This window comes from Phenylobacterium sp. (assembly GCF_020253645.1).
Classification (GTDB): Bacteria; Pseudomonadota; Alphaproteobacteria; order Caulobacterales; family Caulobacteraceae; genus Phenylobacterium.
On sequence record NZ_JADCBG010000211.1, the window covers coordinates 1 to 17,307 of the forward strand.

The 17,307-nt window shown below is 66.7% G+C and carries 15 protein-coding genes; 9 read left to right on the forward strand and 6 right to left on the reverse strand.

What is annotated here, in order from left to right:
- The 3 genes from INE98_RS13835 to INE98_RS13845 form a co-directional block, all read right to left on the reverse strand.
- A partial coding sequence (locus INE98_RS13835; RefSeq protein ID WP_293539689.1) for a nucleoside-diphosphate sugar epimerase/dehydratase occupies positions 1 to 1,822 on the reverse strand: 1,822 nt, incomplete at its 3' end.
- 232 nt (positions 1,823 to 2,054) lie between these two features.
- Entirely contained in the window at positions 2,055 to 2,753 is a 699-nt protein-coding gene (locus tag INE98_RS13840; RefSeq protein ID WP_293539663.1) for a TorF family putative porin, read from the reverse strand.
- A 221-nt stretch (positions 2,754 to 2,974) separates the two neighbouring features.
- Positions 2,975 to 3,778 (reverse strand): SDR family NAD(P)-dependent oxidoreductase, encoded by an 804-nt coding sequence (locus INE98_RS13845; protein WP_293539665.1) that lies wholly within the window; start codon positions 3,776 to 3,778, stop codon positions 2,975 to 2,977.
- Between the two features lie 179 nt (positions 3,779 to 3,957).
- Here INE98_RS13845 and cysD point away from each other — a divergent pair, with 179 nt between their 5' ends.
- The 3 genes from cysD to queF are packed head-to-tail and all read left to right on the forward strand — an operon-like array spanning position 3,958 to position 7,288.
- Positions 3,958 to 4,878 (forward strand): sulfate adenylyltransferase subunit CysD, encoded by a 921-nt coding sequence (gene cysD, locus INE98_RS13850; RefSeq protein WP_293539667.1) that lies wholly within the window; start codon positions 3,958 to 3,960, stop codon positions 4,876 to 4,878.
- Complete coding sequence (gene cysN / locus INE98_RS13855; protein ID WP_293539669.1) at positions 4,878 to 6,782, forward strand: sulfate adenylyltransferase subunit CysN; 1,905 nt, start codon at positions 4,878 to 4,880, stop codon at positions 6,780 to 6,782. Before cysD ends, cysN begins: the two co-directional genes overlap by 1 nt.
- Before the next feature lie 50 nt (positions 6,783 to 6,832).
- On the forward strand, positions 6,833 to 7,288 hold the full coding sequence (gene queF / locus INE98_RS13860) for a preQ(1) synthase (RefSeq protein WP_293539671.1): 456 nt from the start codon (positions 6,833 to 6,835) through the stop codon (positions 7,286 to 7,288).
- A gap of 9 nt (positions 7,289 to 7,297) precedes the next feature.
- Here the strand turns inward: queF and INE98_RS13865 are convergent, their stop codons facing one another.
- Positions 7,298 to 7,921: a nitroreductase gene (locus INE98_RS13865; protein WP_293539673.1), complete on the reverse strand. Its 624-nt coding sequence runs from the start codon at positions 7,919 to 7,921 to the stop codon at positions 7,298 to 7,300.
- A gap of 117 nt (positions 7,922 to 8,038) precedes the next feature.
- Here INE98_RS13865 and cysE point away from each other — a divergent pair, with 117 nt between their 5' ends.
- The gene (cysE, locus tag INE98_RS13870) at positions 8,039 to 8,869 is read left to right on the forward strand and encodes a serine O-acetyltransferase (RefSeq protein ID WP_293539675.1); all 831 of its coding nucleotides are present in this window, start codon (positions 8,039 to 8,041) and stop codon (positions 8,867 to 8,869) included.
- A gap of 62 nt (positions 8,870 to 8,931) precedes the next feature.
- The gene (locus tag INE98_RS13875; RefSeq protein ID WP_293539677.1) at positions 8,932 to 9,138 is read left to right on the forward strand and encodes a DUF3126 family protein; all 207 of its coding nucleotides are present in this window, start codon (positions 8,932 to 8,934) and stop codon (positions 9,136 to 9,138) included.
- Between the two features lie 9 nt (positions 9,139 to 9,147).
- On the opposite strand, the gene INE98_RS13880 is transcribed toward INE98_RS13875, so the two are convergent.
- Entirely contained in the window at positions 9,148 to 9,915 is a 768-nt protein-coding gene (locus INE98_RS13880) for a PhoH family protein (RefSeq protein WP_293539679.1), read from the reverse strand.
- A gap of 289 nt (positions 9,916 to 10,204) precedes the next feature.
- Here INE98_RS13880 and INE98_RS13885 point away from each other — a divergent pair, with 289 nt between their 5' ends.
- The 3 genes from INE98_RS13885 to INE98_RS13895 all read left to right on the forward strand — a co-directional run bounded on the left by INE98_RS13885 (position 10,205) and on the right by INE98_RS13895 (position 13,286).
- Positions 10,205 to 10,735, forward strand: coding sequence for a gamma carbonic anhydrase family protein (locus INE98_RS13885; RefSeq protein ID WP_293539681.1), 531 nt, complete (start codon positions 10,205 to 10,207; stop codon positions 10,733 to 10,735).
- A gap of 54 nt (positions 10,736 to 10,789) precedes the next feature.
- The gene (locus INE98_RS13890) at positions 10,790 to 11,572 is read left to right on the forward strand and encodes an enoyl-CoA hydratase-related protein (RefSeq protein ID WP_293539683.1); all 783 of its coding nucleotides are present in this window, start codon (positions 10,790 to 10,792) and stop codon (positions 11,570 to 11,572) included.
- 76 nt (positions 11,573 to 11,648) lie between these two features.
- The gene (locus tag INE98_RS13895) at positions 11,649 to 13,286 is read left to right on the forward strand and encodes a choline dehydrogenase (RefSeq protein WP_293539684.1); all 1,638 of its coding nucleotides are present in this window, start codon (positions 11,649 to 11,651) and stop codon (positions 13,284 to 13,286) included.
- A 15-nt stretch (positions 13,287 to 13,301) separates the two neighbouring features.
- Here INE98_RS13895 and INE98_RS13900 read toward each other — a convergent pair whose 3' ends face one another.
- Positions 13,302 to 16,187, reverse strand: a complete 2,886-nt coding sequence (locus INE98_RS13900; protein WP_293539686.1) for a pitrilysin family protein — start codon at positions 16,185 to 16,187, stop codon at positions 13,302 to 13,304.
- Positions 16,188 to 16,281: 94 nt separating this feature from the next.
- On the opposite strand from INE98_RS13900, the gene INE98_RS13905 reads away from it, so the two are divergent.
- Positions 16,282 to 16,956, forward strand: coding sequence for a rhomboid family intramembrane serine protease (locus INE98_RS13905; RefSeq protein ID WP_293539688.1), 675 nt, complete (start codon positions 16,282 to 16,284; stop codon positions 16,954 to 16,956).
- The last annotated feature ends 351 nt before the right edge of the window (positions 16,957 to 17,307 follow it).

The following is a 17,307-nucleotide window of genomic DNA, read 5'->3' on the forward strand; positions in this document are numbered from 1 at the left end:
CCCGGGCGGCTATGGCCTCAAGGCGCCTGATGTGGGCTGGCGCCACGCCTAGCGCGGTCGGGGAGACGACTTCAAGCACCTTGGACGCGCAGGGTACGGAGGCCTCCATGCCATCCAGGAGTTCCTCGGTAAGCTTTTCGCCCGGCCGGAGGCCGGTGATCTCGATGTCGATGTCCTTGCCGGGCGTGCGTCCTGATAGCGCGATCATCTGCCGCGCCAGGTCCATGATCTTCACCGGCTCTCCCATCTCAAGCAGGAAGAGGCGGGCGCGGTCCGGCTTCATGTCCGCAGCACAGGTCGCCGTCGCATGGAGAACCAGCTGGGTGGCCTCGGGGATGGTCATGAAGTACCTGGCCATGTCGGGGTGCGTCACGGTCACAGGTCCGCCCCGGTCGATCTGAGAGCGGAAGATCGGCACAACGGAGCCGGCGGAGCCGAGGACATTGCCGAACCGCACGGCTGAAAACCGGGTCTCGGATCCCTGCTGCTGACCCTGAATGACCGCTTCGGCAAGACGCTTGGTGGCGCCCATGACATTCGTGGGATCCACCGCCTTGTCCGTGGAGATCAGCACCATCTGGGCTGCGCCCGCGACCCTCGCCGCCTCGGAGACATTCCAGGTCCCCAGGACGTTGGTCAGGACGCCTTCGACGGGATGACGCTCGACCATGGAGACATGCTTCAGCGCCGCTGCGTGGAACACCAGGTCCGGGCGCTCGGCCAGGAAGCAGTCCCGGATACGGTCCGCATTGCGCACGTCGACCAGGGCCGCGTTACGCGACATGGCGGGAAAGGTCTCTCCCAGCTCCCTGTCGATCTCGAACAGGGCGGTCTCGGAGAAATCCAGAAGGGTCACATGGGCGGCCTCGAGGGCCGAGACCTGACGGCTGAGTTCCGCCCCGATGGATCCGCCCGCCCCGGTGATCAGGATTCGACGGCCAGAAACCAGGGCGTGAAGGGCGTGTCTGTCCAGTTCAATCGGATCGCGTGGGAGCAATTCCTCGACGCTGATGTCCCGCATGGGCAGGAGCGCCAGGCTCTCTCCCACGGACAGATCGACGATCGAGGGCAGCCTGAGCAGGCGGACGCCGTCGTTCTTCAGCCGTCCGAGCTGGGCTGCAGTAAGGCCGGGAAGCTTGGAAGGCTCGTCGAGGAACAGAATGGCTCTGGGATACTGATTCCAGCGTCGCAGGTCTGCGAGCGCCAGTTCGAGGCGTTCAATCGACTCGATGATGCAGACGCCGCGAACCTGCTGGCCGACTTCCCGCGAGTCGGGCGCGATGATCCCCACCGGCGTCCAGTTCGCGTCCCGCCGGCGACCTGACTCCCTGAGATAGGTTTCCGCAGCGGACGTCGGACCAATCAGAAGCAGCTCTGGGGCCTGATGCGGCCGATCGCTGAATGACTTGAGCGGGGCGAAGTTGTCCAGGGCGCGCTCGTGCGCCGCGCGGCGGAGCATCCTGGCGCTGATGGCCCCGGCGAGCTGGAAGATGGGCGCCAGGGCGAGCATGGAGCGGCTGAGGTTGTGCGCGCGGTCGGCGGCGAACTGGAGAAGGAGGAAGCTCGCTGCGGTCAGAAGCGCGATCCGGGCAAGTACAAGGGCATCCGGCGTGGAGACGTAGCGCCAGGGGGAAAGCTCGCGCCGGAAAACGCCTGTATAGGCGGCAGCGACGAGGCCGTAGATCAGGGACTGCAGGGCGACCGAAAGGAGAATCTGCGGAGACAGGTCGGAGGCGCGGCCGGCCGTGAGCACGAAGGCCGCAAACAGCGCGACGGTCGCGATAGCCGTGTCGGCCAGAAGACTGCGGGCCCGGTTGGCCATCTGATCCACGCAACAGCTCCTTACCTGCGACGGCCCTGCGCCTGAAGGACAGCTGAGGCGGAGGTCGTACCGAACTCAAACGTTCGACCCGGAGGTTTCCGTCTCAGGTCTACGGCCCCAATCGCACAGCAAGATTAACGACTGTTGGCATAGACCGTGATTTACCAAAAAAAGAAAGCCGCCAACCGAACGGCCGACGGCTTTCTCGTTGAGTTGTGGCTCAGGCGCCGGCTCAGAAGGCCGCCTTGAGACCGACCACGACGCGACCCGAGGTGATCTTGCTGGGGTCATCCGACTTCTTGATGTTGGTGTCCCAGTAGCGGAGGTCGAGGCCGAAGACGTCGTTGATGGCGTACCCGACACCAAGGTTCCAGGTCTCGTAGTCACCGTCACCCTTCAGGGCCTGGTGTCCGATCGCGCCCGAAACCGAGACCTTGTCCATGAGCGGAACGGAGCCGTTCACCTCGACGTAGGTCGCCTGACCGGTCTTGCCGAAGTTTTCAGGCGTGTAGAACACGGCGGCCCCAATCGTTCCGCTCCCGGCCGGCACCGAACCGGCGAGCTTGGCTTCCCAGAAGTCGAAGTTATCGCCGCTTTCCTGGTTGGTGTAGCCGTAGCGCAGGAGCGCGACATCAAGAGCGACTGGGCCAAGGGTGGGCTTGAAACCGGCATAGAGGTCGTATTCGACGTGATCCGAGCCGAAGTCCACGTTGGAGAGCCAGACGCCGGCGTAGAAAGTCCCGATGCCGAGGTCCGCACCCCCGTACACTTGGGCCTTGCTGTCCGTCTGGCTGATCCCGCGGAACATGTAGTCCGACGCAGCGCCGACGTTGAACGAAACAGATGGAGCGTCCTGCGCCTGAGCGGCGGCGCCAAAGGCCAGAACGGCGGTGGCTGTCGCGGCGGCGGCCGCAAGCTTGACTGACTTCATTTTTGCAATCCCCTTGATTTGCAGGCCTGACCCTGTGTCCCGGACCATTCCCCCCCCTGCGCCAGCGCGACCACCCCGATCCTCCCGGAGAGCCATGGTGGCGGCCGGGGTGTCGATTATTCGGGCGTCGTGAGGAGAAGGGCGCCTCTTTTCCGGGCGCCGCCTCTCCATCTCGGCCCCTTAGCAGACGCCCCCGGGCGTTAACAGGGGATGAACCGGCCTCAGCGCATGGCCAGCGGTGCGAATCCGAGATGGGAGCCCGCATCCACGAGGAGGGTCTCGCCGGTCACGTGCCGGGACTGGCGCGAGGCCAGGAAGGCGGCCGCAGCCGCGATGTCGTCGGCGGACGAGGCGACCTTCAGGGGTGTGGACGCAGCGGAGCCTTCGCGGAGCCGGGCCACACGTTCCTCAGGCATCCCCTTGCCGAACCAGGGCGTGTCGATGAAACCCGGGCAGACGGCGTTGACCCGGATCTTCGGGGCGAGGGCCCGCGCCAGGGACAGGGTGAGGGTGTTCATCGCCCCCTTGGACGCTGCGTAGGGGACGGAAGAGCCGATCCCCGCCACCCCGGCGATCGACGAGGTGTTGACCACTGCGCCGGGTTGAGGTGCGGACTCCAGAAGGCTTCGCGCTGCGCGCACCATCTGGAAGGCCCCCACGACGTTGACCGCGTGGAGGTGGAGGAAGTCCTCCGCCGAGACGGCGTCCAGGTCTGCGTGGTTCTGTGCGAACTTGGTCACGCCCGCGTTGTTGAACAGGGCGTCTATTCGACCCAAGGGCGCCGCTACCGCCGCGATCCTGCGGCAATCCTCGTCCAGCGAGACGTCTCCCTGCACCAGATGGGCCCGGGCCCCCTCTGCACGCACAAGCCCTGCGGTCGCCTCAGCTTCCTCGGCGCTGCGCGCAAAGTTGATCACGACGTCCGACGCACCGCGGCGGGCGGTCTCCAGGGCGAGCGCGCGGCCGAGGCCTGTGGAGGCTCCGGTGATGACGACGACATAGTTTCCGAAGTCCTCGATGCTCATGCGATTGGCTCCTCCTCTTCCTGCTAGCCTTATGCCGATCACCGGCGAGGTGGAAGAGGACGCAAGGGGAGAAGGAATTCTTGACCGCGCCCCAGAAGAATTGGTCCTGCGAGTCCGGCTGCGGAGCGGTATCCCGCTGATCGGGGCTCCGACAGGGGCGGCCGAGTTGAGGGGAATGGATGACCCAGACGGCGGACAGATCGACGCTGACCCACCTGCAGCGGCTGGAGGCCGAGGCCATTCATATCCTGCGGGAAGTCGTGGCCGAGGCCGAGCGACCGGTCATGCTCTATTCCGTCGGCAAGGACTCGGCGGTGATGCTCCACCTCGCATCCAAGGCCTTCTGGCCATCCCGCCCGCCATTCCCACTGCTTCACGTGGACACCACCTGGAAGTTCCGGGCCATGTACGAGATGCGTGAGCGGATGGCCAAGGAACTCGGCTTCGACCTGATCGTCCATCGCAACCCGGAGGCGCTGGAAAAGGGGATCAACCCCTTCGATCACGGTTCGGCCCTGCACACCGACATATGGAAGACGGAAGGCCTCAAGCAGGCCCTCGACCTGCACGGCTTTGACGCCGCCTTCGGAGGCGCGCGGCGGGACGAGGAGAAGAGCCGCGCCAAGGAGCGCATCTTCTCCTTCCGGTCCGCCCAGCACAGATGGGACCCCAAGAACCAGCGGCCCGAACTCTGGCGTCTCTACAACACCCGCAAGAACCCGGGAGAGTCGATCCGGGTCTTCCCGATCTCGAACTGGACCGAGCTGGACGTGTGGCAGTACATCCATCTTGAAGGCATCCCGATCGTCCCGCTCTATTTCTCGGACGTGCGACCGGTGGTCGAGCGCGACGGGACCCTGATCATGGTCGACGATGACCGCATGCCGCTTCGTGCAGGGGAATCCCCGATGATGAAGTCGGTCCGGTTCCGGACCCTGGGCTGCTATCCCCTGACGGGCGCGGTCGAGAGCACGGCCTCCACCCTGCCGGAGATCATCCAGGAAATGCTTCTGACCACCACCAGCGAACGCCAGGGACGCGTGATCGACCATGATCAGGCCGCGTCCATGGAGAAGAAGAAGCAGGAGGGCTATTTCTGATGGCTCACCAGTCCGATCTGATCGCCACGGACATCGACGCCTACCTGAAGGCGCACGAGACCAAGAGCCTGCTCAGGTTCCTCACCTGCGGGTCCGTGGACGACGGAAAGTCGACCCTGATCGGGCGACTTCTCTACGATTCCAAGATGATCTTCGAGGATCAGCTTGCGGCCCTCGAGGCGGATTCCCGGCGGGTCGGGACCCAGGGCGGGGAAATCGACTTCGCCCTGCTGGTCGACGGCCTCGCCGCAGAGCGGGAGCAGGGCATCACCATCGATGTCGCCTACCGCTTCTTCTCCACCGACCGCCGGAAGTTCATCGTGGCCGACACCCCCGGGCACGAGCAGTACACCCGCAACATGGTCACCGGGGCCTCCACCGCGGATGCGGCGGTGATCCTGATCGACGCCCGCCGGGGCGTGCTGACCCAGACCCGCCGCCACTCCTACCTCGTCCGGCTGCTGGGCATCCGGCATGTCGTGGTGGCGGTGAACAAGATGGACCTGGTCGACTGGTCGCAGGAGGTCTTCGACCATATCGTCGGCGAGTATCGAGGCTTCGCCGCCCAGATCGGGCTTGAGGCGTTCGAGGCGATACCGATGTCGGCCCTCAGGGGCGAGAACGTCGCCGAGCCCGGACCGGGCGCGCCCTGGTATGAAGGACCGACCCTGCTGTCCTGGCTGGAGAGCGTTCCGGTGGGGGATGATGCGGCTGAACGCGCCTTCCGCATGCCGGTCCAGTGGGTGAACAGGCCCAATCTGGACTTCCGGGGTTTCTCCGGACTCATCGCCGCGGGCGCGGTCCGGGCGGGAGACCGGATCCGCGTCGCGCCGTCAGGCCGGGAAAGCCGCGTCAAGCAGGTGATCGCCGGTGCGTCGGAGGTGACCGAGGCCCAGGCCGGACAGTCGGTCACCCTGACCCTCGAGGATGAAGTCGACGTCAGCCGTGGTGATGTCCTGGCCCAGGCTGACGCCCCGGTCAGCGTCGCCGACCAGTTCGAGGCGACCCTTGTCTGGATGGATGAGGCGCCGATGCTGCCCGGGCGTCCCTATCTCCTCAAGCTTGGAACCCGGACCGTGGCGGCCTCGATCACCGAGCCAAAGTACCGGGTAAACGTCAATACGCTTGAACATCTGGCCGCCAAGCGACTGGATATGAACGAGATTGGTGTCTGTAACATCTCTACGGACGCGCCAATCGCATTCGAGCCCTATGCCGACAGCCGCGATCTCGGGGGGTTCATCCTGATCGACAGGATGACCAACAGGACGGTCGGAGCGGGCATGATCCACTTTGCCCTTCGTCGCAGTCAGAACGTCCACTGGCAGGCTCTGGATGTGGACCGCCAGGCCCGGGCGGCCCTGAAGGGACATCGCGGTCGCGTCGTCTGGTTCACTGGCGTGTCCGGCTCCGGAAAATCCACTATCGCCAACATGGTGGAGAAGAAACTTCACGCGATGGGCAGGCACACCTACCTGCTTGACGGGGACAATATCCGGCACGGGCTGAACCGCGACCTGGGCTTCACGGACGAGGACCGTGTGGAGAATATCCGGCGGGTGGCCGAGGTGGCGAGGCTGATGGCCGACGCCGGCCTGATCGTCCTGGTGTCCTTCATCTCGCCCTTCCGGGCCGAACGCGCGCTGGCACGGAGCCTCATGCCGGAAGGCGACTTCGTCGAGGTCCATGTCGATACGCCCCTGGAGGTCGCCGAGGCGCGGGATGTGAAGGGACTTTACGCCAAGGCAAGAGCCGGGGAGCTGAAGAACTTCACGGGGATAGACAGCCCCTACGAGCCCCCTGAGACGCCCGAAATCCGGATTGACACCACCCTGGTCGAGGCGACCGAAGCCGCCGAGACGATCACCGCCTGGCTCGAGGGCGAGCCCGACTACATCATCTGAGGCCCTCCGGGGTGCTTGCCCGGGCGTCGCCCCGGGAGTAAGCGGCCTGCATGAGCGAGATACAGGTCACGCAGCTGGGCCGGGTCGTCGGGGGCTTCGACAGCCCCGAGGCCGCCGTCATCGAGCGTGTGCCCAACCCTCAGAGGGGGCAGACCTTCCTTGCGCGCTTCACCGCGCCGGAGTTTACCTCGGTCTGCCCGGTGACGGGCCAGCCTGATTTTGCGACCCTGGTCATCGATTACGTCCCCGGCGCATGGCTGGTAGAGTCGAAATCGCTTAAGCTTTTCCTTTCATCCTTCCGAAATCATGGCGCTTTTCACGAAGATTGCACCTTGATGATTGGTCGGAGACTGGTCGAGGTCGCCGAGCCGGTCTGGCTCCGGATCGGCGGCTACTGGTACCCGCGGGGAGGCATTCCGATCGATGTCTTCTGGCAGACGGGCGCTCCCCCGCAGGACCTCTGGCTGCCGGATCAGGGCGTGGCTCCCTATCGCGGCCGCGGCTGACGGAGCCGATCAGGCGCGCCAGACTTTCATGAGGGCGTCGGGGTCAGGTCGTTCCCGTTCACGCGGCGGCTCCGTAGACTCGCCGAGCAGGATGAAACCCGCCACCTTCTCCTCGCCCTGAATTCCCAGAAGCGCACAGGCTTCGGGATCGTAGGCGTACCAGTCCGTAATCCAGTTGGCGCCGTAGCCCATGGCGGTGGCGGCGAAGACCAGGGTCGTGCAGACGGCGCCGGCGGAGAGCCTCTGCTCCCATTCCGGGATTTCCGACGCCCGCGGACTGGAGACCACCGCGATGCATGTCGGCGGGGTCCTCAGCTTGGCGAGCTTGCCCGCAGCCCGGTCATCGCCCCTGGCCCGGGCCAGGGCCTCGAGCCGGCCCGCGAAGGCGTCCTTCTGGTCACCGGCGAGGATGATGAACCGCCAGGGCGCAAGCTTGCCATGATCCGGCGACCGGGAGGCGAGGCGCAGAAGGTCGGTGATCTCGTCGGGCGCGGGGCCAGGGCCGACCATCGAAAGAGCCGAGACGGACCGGCGTCTCGCCAGAAACGCCAGCACCTCAGGCTGTGGAGGCTGCGCGACCGGGGTGCCGAAGGGCGGGGCGGGCGGCGGAGCGAACCGTGACCGGCGCGTCATGTTAAGCCTCCTTGAACGTCGGACCTCACATAGAGCCCGGAACCGAGGGTGCAAGCAGGGGATTCGCGACGCAGCCGGCCTATGCTAGGCTGGAGCCGTCAGCGGGGGAGAAGCCGGATGACGCAGAAGCTTGAGGTGATCGATCCGCGTGTGGCCCCGCCGGTCTGGGCGGCCCTGCGCAATGAGGCGGAGCGCGCCGCCCGGACGGAACCGGCGCTGGCCTCGCTCGTCAACGCCGTGATCCTCGGCCACGACGATCTCGGCGAGGCCCTTTCCTACCAGCTGGCGCACAAGCTGGGGGATCAGGAGCTTCGGGCCATGAGCCTGAGGGATCTCACCATCCAGGCCTACAGGTCCTCGCCGGGCCTCGTGGAAACGGCGGAAGCTGACCTCCGGGCGGTGTTCGAGCGCGACCCGGCCTGCAAGGGCTACCTCCAGCCCTTCCTCTTCTTCAAGGGCTTCCAGGCCCTCCAGACGCAGCGCATTGCGCACTGGCTCTGGGGTCAGGGGCGGGAGACCATGGCCTTCTACCTTCAGAGCCGGATGAGCGAGATCTTCCAGGTCGACATCCATCCCGCTACGCGCATCGGCTCCGGAGTCTTCATCGATCACGGGACCGGGATCGTCATCGGCGAGACGGCGGTCATCGGGGATGATGTCTCGCTCCTTCAGGGCGTCACCCTGGGCGGCACCGGCGCCGAGCGCGGCGATCGTCATCCCAAGATTGGCCGGGGCGTTCTGCTGGGCGCCGGGGCCAAGGTCCTGGGGAATATCCAGATTGGCGATTACGCCAAGGTCGCTTCCGGGTCCGTCGTGCTCAAGCCGGTCCCGGCGCATTGCACGGCGGCCGGGGTTCCGGCCAGGCTTGTGAACTGCCCGCCCGGCGAGGAGCCCGCCCGCAGCATGGACCACACCCTCGGGGATGTGGTCTACGATTACGTCATCTGATCCGCAGATCAGTCCCTGCGGTTGCCGACCGCGGGCCCATTGCCCATTCACGGAGCAGACCCTTGGACGAACGCACCCTCCGCAAGATCGAAGGCCATCTGCGCGGCACCTTCGCCAATGCCCGGATCAATGTCGTGCCACGTCCCCGGCAGAAGGACTCTGCAGAGGTCTATGTCGGCGAGGAGTTCATCGGCGTCGTCTTCGAGGATGAGGACGAAGCCGGCTCGTTCATGTTCGAGATGGCGATCCTGGCTGAAGACCTGCCCTGACGAGCCGGGTCACAGGACCCCGAGCATCTCGGCGACAAGCGGGTGGCGGACGATGTCCCTGTCCACGAGCCGCACCACAGCGATGTTACCGACAGCCTCCAGACGCTGGGCGACCGGGGCGAGTCCTGAGAGTTCCGGCAGGAGATCCGACTGGGCGGGGTCGCCCGTGACCACCATTGTCGAGTGCCAGCCCAGGCGGGTCAGCAGCATCTTGAGCTGGACGTAGGTGCAGTTCTGCGCCTCGTCGATCACGACGAAGGCGTTGTTCAGGGTGCGGCCCCGCATGAAGCCGACCGGTGCGATCTCGATGACGCCTTCGGCCATCATGGCCCGGACCCTCTTCATGGACAGGCGGTCGGAGAGGGCGTCGTAGAGAGGGCGCAGGTAGGGGGCGAGCTTGTCCTCCATCTCCCCCGGCAGGAATCCGATCGATTCCCCGGCCTCCACCGCGGGTCGGGACAGGACGATCCGGCCGACCTTGCCGGCTTCCAGCGCTTCGACGGCCTTGGCGATGGCGAGATAGGTCTTGCCCGTACCGGCCGGACCGAGGGCCAGGACGAGGTTGTGGGAGTCGATCGCGGTCATCATCGCCTTCTGCCCCTCGGACATGGGCCGGATCGTCTTGACGAAGGCCTGGTCGCGCTCGTCTTCGGTCCGGCGGGGCAGGGGAGACCAGGCCCTCTCGACCGGCAGCCTGCGGATCCGCGGATCCCCCTCGAACTCGGAGAGATCGAGGGCGCCTTCGCGAAGTTGACGCTTCAGGGCTCGCTTGGTCATGAGGGCCTCCGGCTGGGCGTGAAAAAGGGGCGCATCCGGATCGGACCGCCCCTTGGGAAAAGCGCTGTGCTGGGATCGACGCGGCGTCGGGAGGCGCCCGGCGGGCTGCTTCCTCGCTGTCTTGCCGGCGGCCTGGGCCGCCTGGGGCTCTGTATCGACATCCGGTCTCCCGCATACGGGATTAAGGCTGGCGCGGGGCTTCGCAGCCCCGAATCGCCTGACTAGGATGATATCGACCATGTTGCAGAAGGGTGAACGCGTCGGTCACCAAAGGGTCACGGGAGGAACCATGTCTGTCTATTCGCTGGGCGACGCGACGCCTGAACTGCCGGGGGAAGAGGACTACTGGATCGCCCCCAACGCCGCCGTGATCGGGCGGGTCATTCTTCGCAGGAACGCCTCGGTCTGGTGGGGCGCTACGCTTCGGGGCGACAATGACCCGATCGAGATCGGGGAGAACTCCAACGTCCAGGACGGCTCGGTCCTGCATACCGATACCGGCTCGCCCCTGACGATCGGAGCGAACGTCACTGTCGGTCACATGGTCATGCTCCACGGCTGCACCATCGGCGACAACACTCTGGTCGGGATCGGCTCCATCATCCTCAACGGCGCGCGGATCGGAAAAAATTGTCTGATCGGGGCGAACTGCCTGATCACCGAGGGCAAGGAGATACCCGACAATTCACTTGTCATGGGCGCGCCGGGCAAGGTGGTGCGAGAGCTGTCCGAGGCGCAGGCCCGGTCCGTGTCCCTGGGCGCGCTGCATTATGTCGAGAACTGGAAGCGCTATCGGGCCAGCCTGCGCCACAAGGGTTGACCGCGGCCGCGGCGGGCCTCTTTCTGAACCCACAGGAGCAAAGGGAGCAGGGCGATGGCCTACGAACACATCCGCGTGGACCGGGAGGGTCACGTCACCATCTTTACACTGAACCGGCCGGACGTGATGAACGCCCTGCATTCGCCGGCGCATTTCGAGATGCACGAGGCCCTCGACGCCTTCGCTGCGGACCCCGAGCAGTGGGTGGGAATCCTCACCGGAGCGGGCGAGCGCGCCTTCTCGGCGGGCAACGACCTGAAGCACCAGGCGACGGGCGGCGAGATGCGCAGTCCGCCGTCGGGGTTCGCGGGTCTGACCTCACGCTTTGACCTGACCAAGCCCCTGATCGCAGCCGTCAACGGCGTGGCCATGGGCGGCGGCTTCGAAATCGCCCTCGCCTGCGACATCATTGTCGCCTCGGAGACCGCGGTCTTCGCCCTGCCGGAGCCGCGGGTGGGCCTTGCAGCCCTGGCCGGCGGACTTCACAGGCTGCCCCGGGCCATCGGCGTCAAGCGGGCCATGGGCATGATCCTGACCGGACGCCGGGTCTCTGCGGCCGAGGGCGCCGAGCTCGGCTTCGTCAACGAGGTGGTCCCGCCGGCAGAGCTGATGACCGCGGCGCGCCGCTGGGCGGCCCAGATCGCCGAGCTTTCTCCCATGTCTGTCCGGGCGTCCAAGGAGGCGGTCTTCAAGGGTCTCGATGAGCCCACACTCGAGGCGGCGATCAAGGGTCAGAACCGGTATCCGGCGGTCGCGGCCCTCTTCACCTCGGAGGACTTCGTCGAGGGGCCGCTGGCCTTCTCCCAGAAGCGGGCGCCGAACTGGAAGGGTCGCTGACGCGCACCCCTTGCCCGGGGCGGGCAAGATCGTCAGAAGGGCGGAACGAAACACCTTTTCGCTGCGAGGCCCGCCCATGGACGCCTACGACTACATCATCATCGGGGCCGGCTCGGCCGGCTGTGTTCTGGCTGCACGCCTGACCGAGGACCCAAAGGTCCGGGTCCTGCTTCTGGAGGCCGGGGGCAAGGACAACTCCTTGATGGTGCGCATGCCCGCCGGGGTCGGGGGCCTGATCGGCGACAAGGGCGACTACAACTGGGGCTTCTGGACCGAACCGGAGCCGCACCTTGATGGCCGCAAGCTCTGGTGGCCGCGCGGCAAGGGCTGGGGCGGCTCGTCCTCCATCAACGGCATGATCTACATCCGCGGCCACGCGCGGGACTATGACCAGTGGCGCCAGATGGGCCTGGAGGGCTGGGCCTACCGGGACATCCTGCCCTACTTCAAGCGTTCCGAGGCCTTCGAGGGCGGCGCCGACGACTGGCATGGGGCTGAAGGGCCGCTGAAAGTCTCCAAGGCCTCGGACCCGAACCCGATCTACGCGGCCACCATCAAGGCCGGGGCGCAGGCGGGGCATCCCCTGACCCCGGACTTCAACGGCCGCCAGCAGGAGGGCTGGGGCCCCTACCAGCTCACCGTGCATGACGGGGAACGCTGGAGCGCCGCCCGAGGCTACCTCCATCCGGTCCTGTCGCGGCCGAACCTGAACTGCGTGACCGGCGCCCGCACGACCCGGATTCTCGTCGAGGATGGCGTGGCGACGGGGGTGGAGTACGCCGACGAGAAGCCCCGGGTCCGCACCCAGGCCAGGGCCACGCGCGAGGTCCTGGTCTGCGCCGGCGCCGTGCAGTCGCCGCAGATCCTGCAGCTCTCGGGCATAGGCGATCCCCAGGCCCTGGCGGCCGCCGGGATCGAAACTGTCCACGCCCTGCCCGGCGTCGGCCAGAACCTTCAGGACCACCTGGACGTCACCCTGTCCTGGGCCTGCCCGCAGCCCATCACGATCTACTCGCAGCGCAAGGGCCTGAAGACCCTGCTGGTCGGGATCAACTACCTGCTCTTCAAGAAGGGGATCGGCCGCCGCCAGTTCCTTGAATCCGGCGCCTTCCTGAAGTCGCGGCCGGACCTCGACCGCCCCGACCTCCAGGTGCACTGCGTCCTGGCCGTCATGCAGAACCACGGCAAGACGGTGGTGAACCGCGACGGCTTCACCTTCCACGTCTGCCAGCTGCGCCCCGAGAGCCGGGGATCGGTGGGCCTGCGCTCCGCCGATCCCTTCGACGATCCGGCCATCTTCGCCAACTACCTCTCCGCTGATGAGGACCGCCGCGCCCTGCGAGAGGGCGTGCGCATGATGCGCGAAGTGGCGCGCCAGCCGGCGCTGGACGCCTACCGCTCCGAAGAACTCTTCCCCGGCGAAGCGATTCAGACGGATGAAGCGATCGACGCCTGGATCCGCTCGGCCGCGGAGACGATCTATCACCCGGTGGGCACCTGCAGGATGGGCGCCGACGGCGATCCATTGGCCGTGGTGGACGCCCAGCTTCGGGTGCGGGGCCTGAAAGGGCTCCGGGTTGTCGACGCTTCCGTCATGCCGACCCTGGTGGGCGGAAACACCAACGCCCCGACCATCATGATCGCCGAGAAGGCGGCGGACATGATCCTGGGCAGGCCGGCCCCGGCGCCGGACGACGCCGAAGTCGCCGCCTGACGAACCCCCAGCGGGTTACCGGCTTCGGGCGCTGGCGGCGACCTCCGGGCGGATTTCCATCCGCCAGAGCCGCTCTTCCCCCATCCAGCGGCGTGCGGCGGCGTTAAGGTCGTCCGGGGTCAAAGCTTCGAGGGTCGGAATCAGGCTGCGCAGGGCGTCCAGCTGCCTGGGATCCGCCTGGACGCCGGATAAGGCGCTCAACCAGTAGCTGTTCGTCTCCCGCGCCTGGAGAAGTCCCTCAAGCATGGGCTTGCGGGCGCGCACCATTTCATCGTCCGTCGGCGGAGAGGCCACGAGGTCTGCTGCGATCCGACGAATGGCCGTTGTGACAGCCTCGATCTGGTCTGGCGGGATCTCCACCGTCGCCGAGATGTATCCCCACTCCGGCAGGACCAGACTCTGGGTGGAATCGGTGCTGGGCGAGTAGGTCGCCCCCTGTCTTTCCCTCAGTTCCTCGGTGAGTCTGAGGCCCAGAACCTCAGCCAACAGGCGATTGGCCCGGGCGCCCCTCGGGTCCTGAAAGAAGCCGGGGGTCGGCCAGGCGGCGAACAGAAGCGCCTGATCATCCCTGCCCCGGTGGGTTCGCGTCACCGCCTCCCCGCCGCCGGATGGCGGTCGCACGCTGATCTTGCTGGCGGGCGGGGGCCCGGCGAGGGCTCGAGGCGGAAGCGCCCCGAAGGTCCGGGACACGGCGTCGATCGCCTTTTCGACGGTGGTTGCTCCCACCACGACCACCTCAAGCGGAGCGGAGGCGAGAGCCGGCGTCAAGACGGACCTGAGATCCGCGAGCCGGGCGACGCTGAGGGCCTCGCGGGTGGGAAGGGCCCAGCGCGGATCGCCGCTCCGGATCAGGGCGGAAAGGTCGCGGCGGAGAACCCCAGCGCCGGTCGCAGCCAGTTGATCGTGAAGACCGGTGCTGAGCGCCGCATACCTTTCGAAGGCTTCGGGACGCCAGCCCGGATCCGAGACATAGGCGGCGAGGACCTGCAGCTGAGTGTCCAGATCCGCGGGGCGAGTCGCCCCGGAGAGGACGAAGGCGTCATCCGTCAGGCCGAATCCTGTGGAGTACACCTGCCCGGCCAGAGCCTTTTCCATCATGCGGGTGCTGATCTTCCCGGTCCCGCCCTCGATCAGGGCTCCGGCCGACCATTCCGGACTGGGCCGGTCCGGAGGCAGACTCAGGCGTCCGCCGCCGACATTGACCCGGACGAGGATCTGGTCGGCCTTGAACCGCGTGGGCTTGACGGTGAGACGGACCCCATTGGCGAAGCGGACGAGGACCGCGTCAAGGTCCGCTATGTCCCTGCGCTCGACAATCTCGGAAGGCGTCCCGAAGCTGGAATAGGGCCAGGCCATCGACGCCTCTGGGGCCCTGGCTGAGACCCGGGTCCTCATCAGGTCGCGAGCGGCGGACAGAACCGCAGCTTCTGCGCCCTCGACCGGCCTCGGACTTGTCATGAAGATGAGAGGTCCGGAGCCCCGGAAGAGCCCCTTCGCCGCCTGGTTGAGGTCTTCGAGGCTCAGCGTCCTTGCGAACCTTTCGAATCTCTCGAGATCCTGTTCCGGACTGGTGACCACAGTTCGGGAGGTGATGGAGCCTGTCACCTCCGCGGCCAGGGCCGACGGCGTCCGTGTCGCTGATCCCGCCCGGGCGGCCAGGAGGTTGGCGCGAAGGTCGGCGATGATCCGGTCGATCTCGTCCTGACGTACGCCGAATGCCTCGAGGCGGCGCTGTTCATCGAGCACTGCGCTCAGCGCGCCTCGCCAGTTCGCACCAGACACCAGGGCGTAGATGCTGGCCTGGCGCTGAGCCCGAAAGGGCTCGGCCAATGACGCTCCGGCTCCGAGGAAGGGCGGAGTCTTGCCACGGGCGAGGTCTGAGAGACGCTGGTTGAGGATCGCCAGGACAAGGGATCTCCGAAGGTCGGCCCGTCTCTTCGCCTCTGAATCGGCCGCCAGATCGGGGGCGGCGGTCCAGGCGACGGAAAGGGCGGCGGGCAGACCCGGATCGACATGAATTCGCGCCTCCGGACCCCGCCGGGTCACCTGCCCCAGGTCGGGAGCCCGCCCGCCCGGCCCGACGCCGCGCCAGTCCGAGAAGGTCTCCCGTATCCGCTCCTCGACGGCTTCGGGATCAAAGTCCCCGACCGCGACAAGGACGGTGGTCTCGGGGCGGTACCAGGCCTGGTAAAAGGATATGAGACCGGCGCGGTCCGCCGCCTTCAGCGCCCCGACTTCGCCGATGGGGAAACGCCGAGGCGGCAGCTGACCTTGGAACTGAAGGGCGTAGGCCGCCCTGGCCGCCCGCAGGGCGGGGCCGTCCCGGGACCTCTCTTCGGAGAGCACGACACCCCTCTCGCGTTCCACTGCAGCCTCGGAGAAGGTCAGTTCGCCTGCAACTTCCCGAAGGAGCCGAAGGCCGGTCTCGAGGGTCTCGCGATCGGTTCTCGGGAGGTCGAGCCTGTAGAGGGTCTCGTCAAAACCGGTCGACGCGTTGGTGTCCGGGCCGAAGGCGAGGCCAAGGCGCTCGAGGATCCGGATCATCTCGCCTTCCGGGACGCCGGTCGAACCGTTGAAGGCCATGTGCTCCACGAAATGTGCGAACCCCTGCTGGCCTTCTGTCTCATTGAGGGACCCGGCTGAGACATGCAGCCGCAGCGCCGCCTGTCCGGGAGGAACCGCCTGTTTCCGGACGGCGAACCTCATGCCATTGGGCAGGACGCCGAACCGGAATCCGGGGTCGGCGGCGATATCGGAGGCCGCCTGGGGCCAGGATGGTCCCTGGGCCTCGACCCGCTCGGGCCGATCCTGACGTATCCAGGCTCCTGAAGGCCCTGCGACGGCCAGTGCGACCAGAAGACCCAGCAGCAATCGGACGGCCGACCTGTGATTTCCGATCATCTCTTGACGCCTCGCCTCCCGGGCTTGTCCGGCGGCCAGCCTGGCCCGAAGATCATGGCGCGGGCAAGGCGGCCCTCTAGCCTCGGAGACTTCAATGCGCGACCCCTGGGCGGACGGACCAGAGCCACTGGCCGGTCGAAACGGCCGCGAACCCGCCATTACGGCGCCGGCCGGGGCGCTCTGGCTGACGGGTCTGCTGGTGGTCGCCTTCCTCCTGCAGGGTCTTGTGGCGTCTCCGGCGCTGATCGACGCCCTCGTCTATTCACCCGCGCCCACTCCCCTGACCCTGCCGTACACCCTTTTCACGGCGGTCTGGCTGCACGGCGGATGGGGACACCTGGCCATGAACGCAGCCTTCGCCCTCGCCTTTGCGACGCCGCTCTCTCGCTTTCTCGGAGAGGGAGTGAGGGGCACGAGCATTCTGCTCTTCTACTTCATGGCTTGCGGCGCACTGGGAAACCTGGGGTTCGGGCTCCTGCACGCCGGAGAGCCCTACGCTCTTGTCGGCGCCTCCGGCGGAGTCTCCGGACTGGCGGCGGGCGCCGCCCGAATCGTCGGGGGCAGGGGCGGGATCGGCGGGTTCCGGTCTCCCTTCGTGGTGTCCATGGGCGCCGCCTGGGTTCTGACCAACCTGGTGGTCGCCGTCGCCGGTTCGGCCCTGATCGACGGCGGGGCCCAGATTGCCTGGGAGGCGCATCTCGCTGGATTCGCCGCTGGATTGATCCTTCTTCGGCCCTTTGCGTCCCTGGCGGGACCGCCAAGGTCGTGAGCCGCCATACAATTCCCTTGCCAGAGGGCCGTCAGCAGACTATTGAAAGCGCCCTCAATCGGCGCACGCAGTTCCGTCATGACGTCTTCGAACGTCCTGAGGGAGTCGCTGTCCCTTCGGGGGCGAGGTGCGGAACTTTCTCTCTGAGAGACGTATCTGGCGATTGACAGGGAAGAGGCGGCCCCCTAGATAGCCGCCTCCGCCAGCCACCGGCGTTAAACAGTGGGGCGGGCGAAAGCCGGTCAGGGTCTTTGACATCGTTGAATTGGAAAGAGAAACGCAGGCGGCGGCGCTCTAGCGATGGTCCTAACCAGACCATCTCGACGACGACGTATCTGCGGTCTCTTGAAG

What these genes read in the sequence shown, in the direction of transcription:
- INE98_RS13845 (WP_293539665.1), bottom strand. Translation starts at nt 3,778, where the DNA reads ATGAGCATCGAGGACTTCGGAAACTATGTCGTCGTCATCACCGGAGCC.
- INE98_RS13885 (WP_293539681.1), top strand. Translation starts at nt 10,205, where the DNA reads ATGTCTGTCTATTCGCTGGGCGACGCGACGCCTGAACTGCCGGGGGAA.
- INE98_RS13840 (WP_293539663.1), bottom strand. Translation starts at nt 2,753, where the DNA reads ATGAAGTCAGTCAAGCTTGCGGCCGCCGCCGCGACAGCCACCGCCGTT.
- INE98_RS13905 (WP_293539688.1), top strand. Translation starts at nt 16,282, where the DNA reads ATGCGCGACCCCTGGGCGGACGGACCAGAGCCACTGGCCGGTCGAAAC.
- INE98_RS13890 (WP_293539683.1), top strand. Translation starts at nt 10,790, where the DNA reads ATGGCCTACGAACACATCCGCGTGGACCGGGAGGGTCACGTCACCATC.
- cysD (WP_293539667.1), top strand. Translation starts at nt 3,958, where the DNA reads ATGACCCAGACGGCGGACAGATCGACGCTGACCCACCTGCAGCGGCTG.
- INE98_RS13880 (WP_293539679.1), bottom strand. Translation starts at nt 9,915, where the DNA reads ATGACCAAGCGAGCCCTGAAGCGTCAACTTCGCGAAGGCGCCCTCGAT.
- INE98_RS13865 (WP_293539673.1), bottom strand. Translation starts at nt 7,921, where the DNA reads ATGACGCGCCGGTCACGGTTCGCTCCGCCGCCCGCCCCGCCCTTCGGC.
- queF (WP_293539671.1), top strand. Translation starts at nt 6,833, where the DNA reads ATGAGCGAGATACAGGTCACGCAGCTGGGCCGGGTCGTCGGGGGCTTC.
- INE98_RS13895 (WP_293539684.1), top strand. Translation starts at nt 11,649, where the DNA reads ATGGACGCCTACGACTACATCATCATCGGGGCCGGCTCGGCCGGCTGT.
- INE98_RS13900 (WP_293539686.1), bottom strand. Translation starts at nt 16,187, where the DNA reads ATGATCGGAAATCACAGGTCGGCCGTCCGATTGCTGCTGGGTCTTCTG.
- cysN (WP_293539669.1), top strand. Translation starts at nt 4,878, where the DNA reads ATGGCTCACCAGTCCGATCTGATCGCCACGGACATCGACGCCTACCTG.
- cysE (WP_293539675.1), top strand. Translation starts at nt 8,039, where the DNA reads ATGACGCAGAAGCTTGAGGTGATCGATCCGCGTGTGGCCCCGCCGGTC.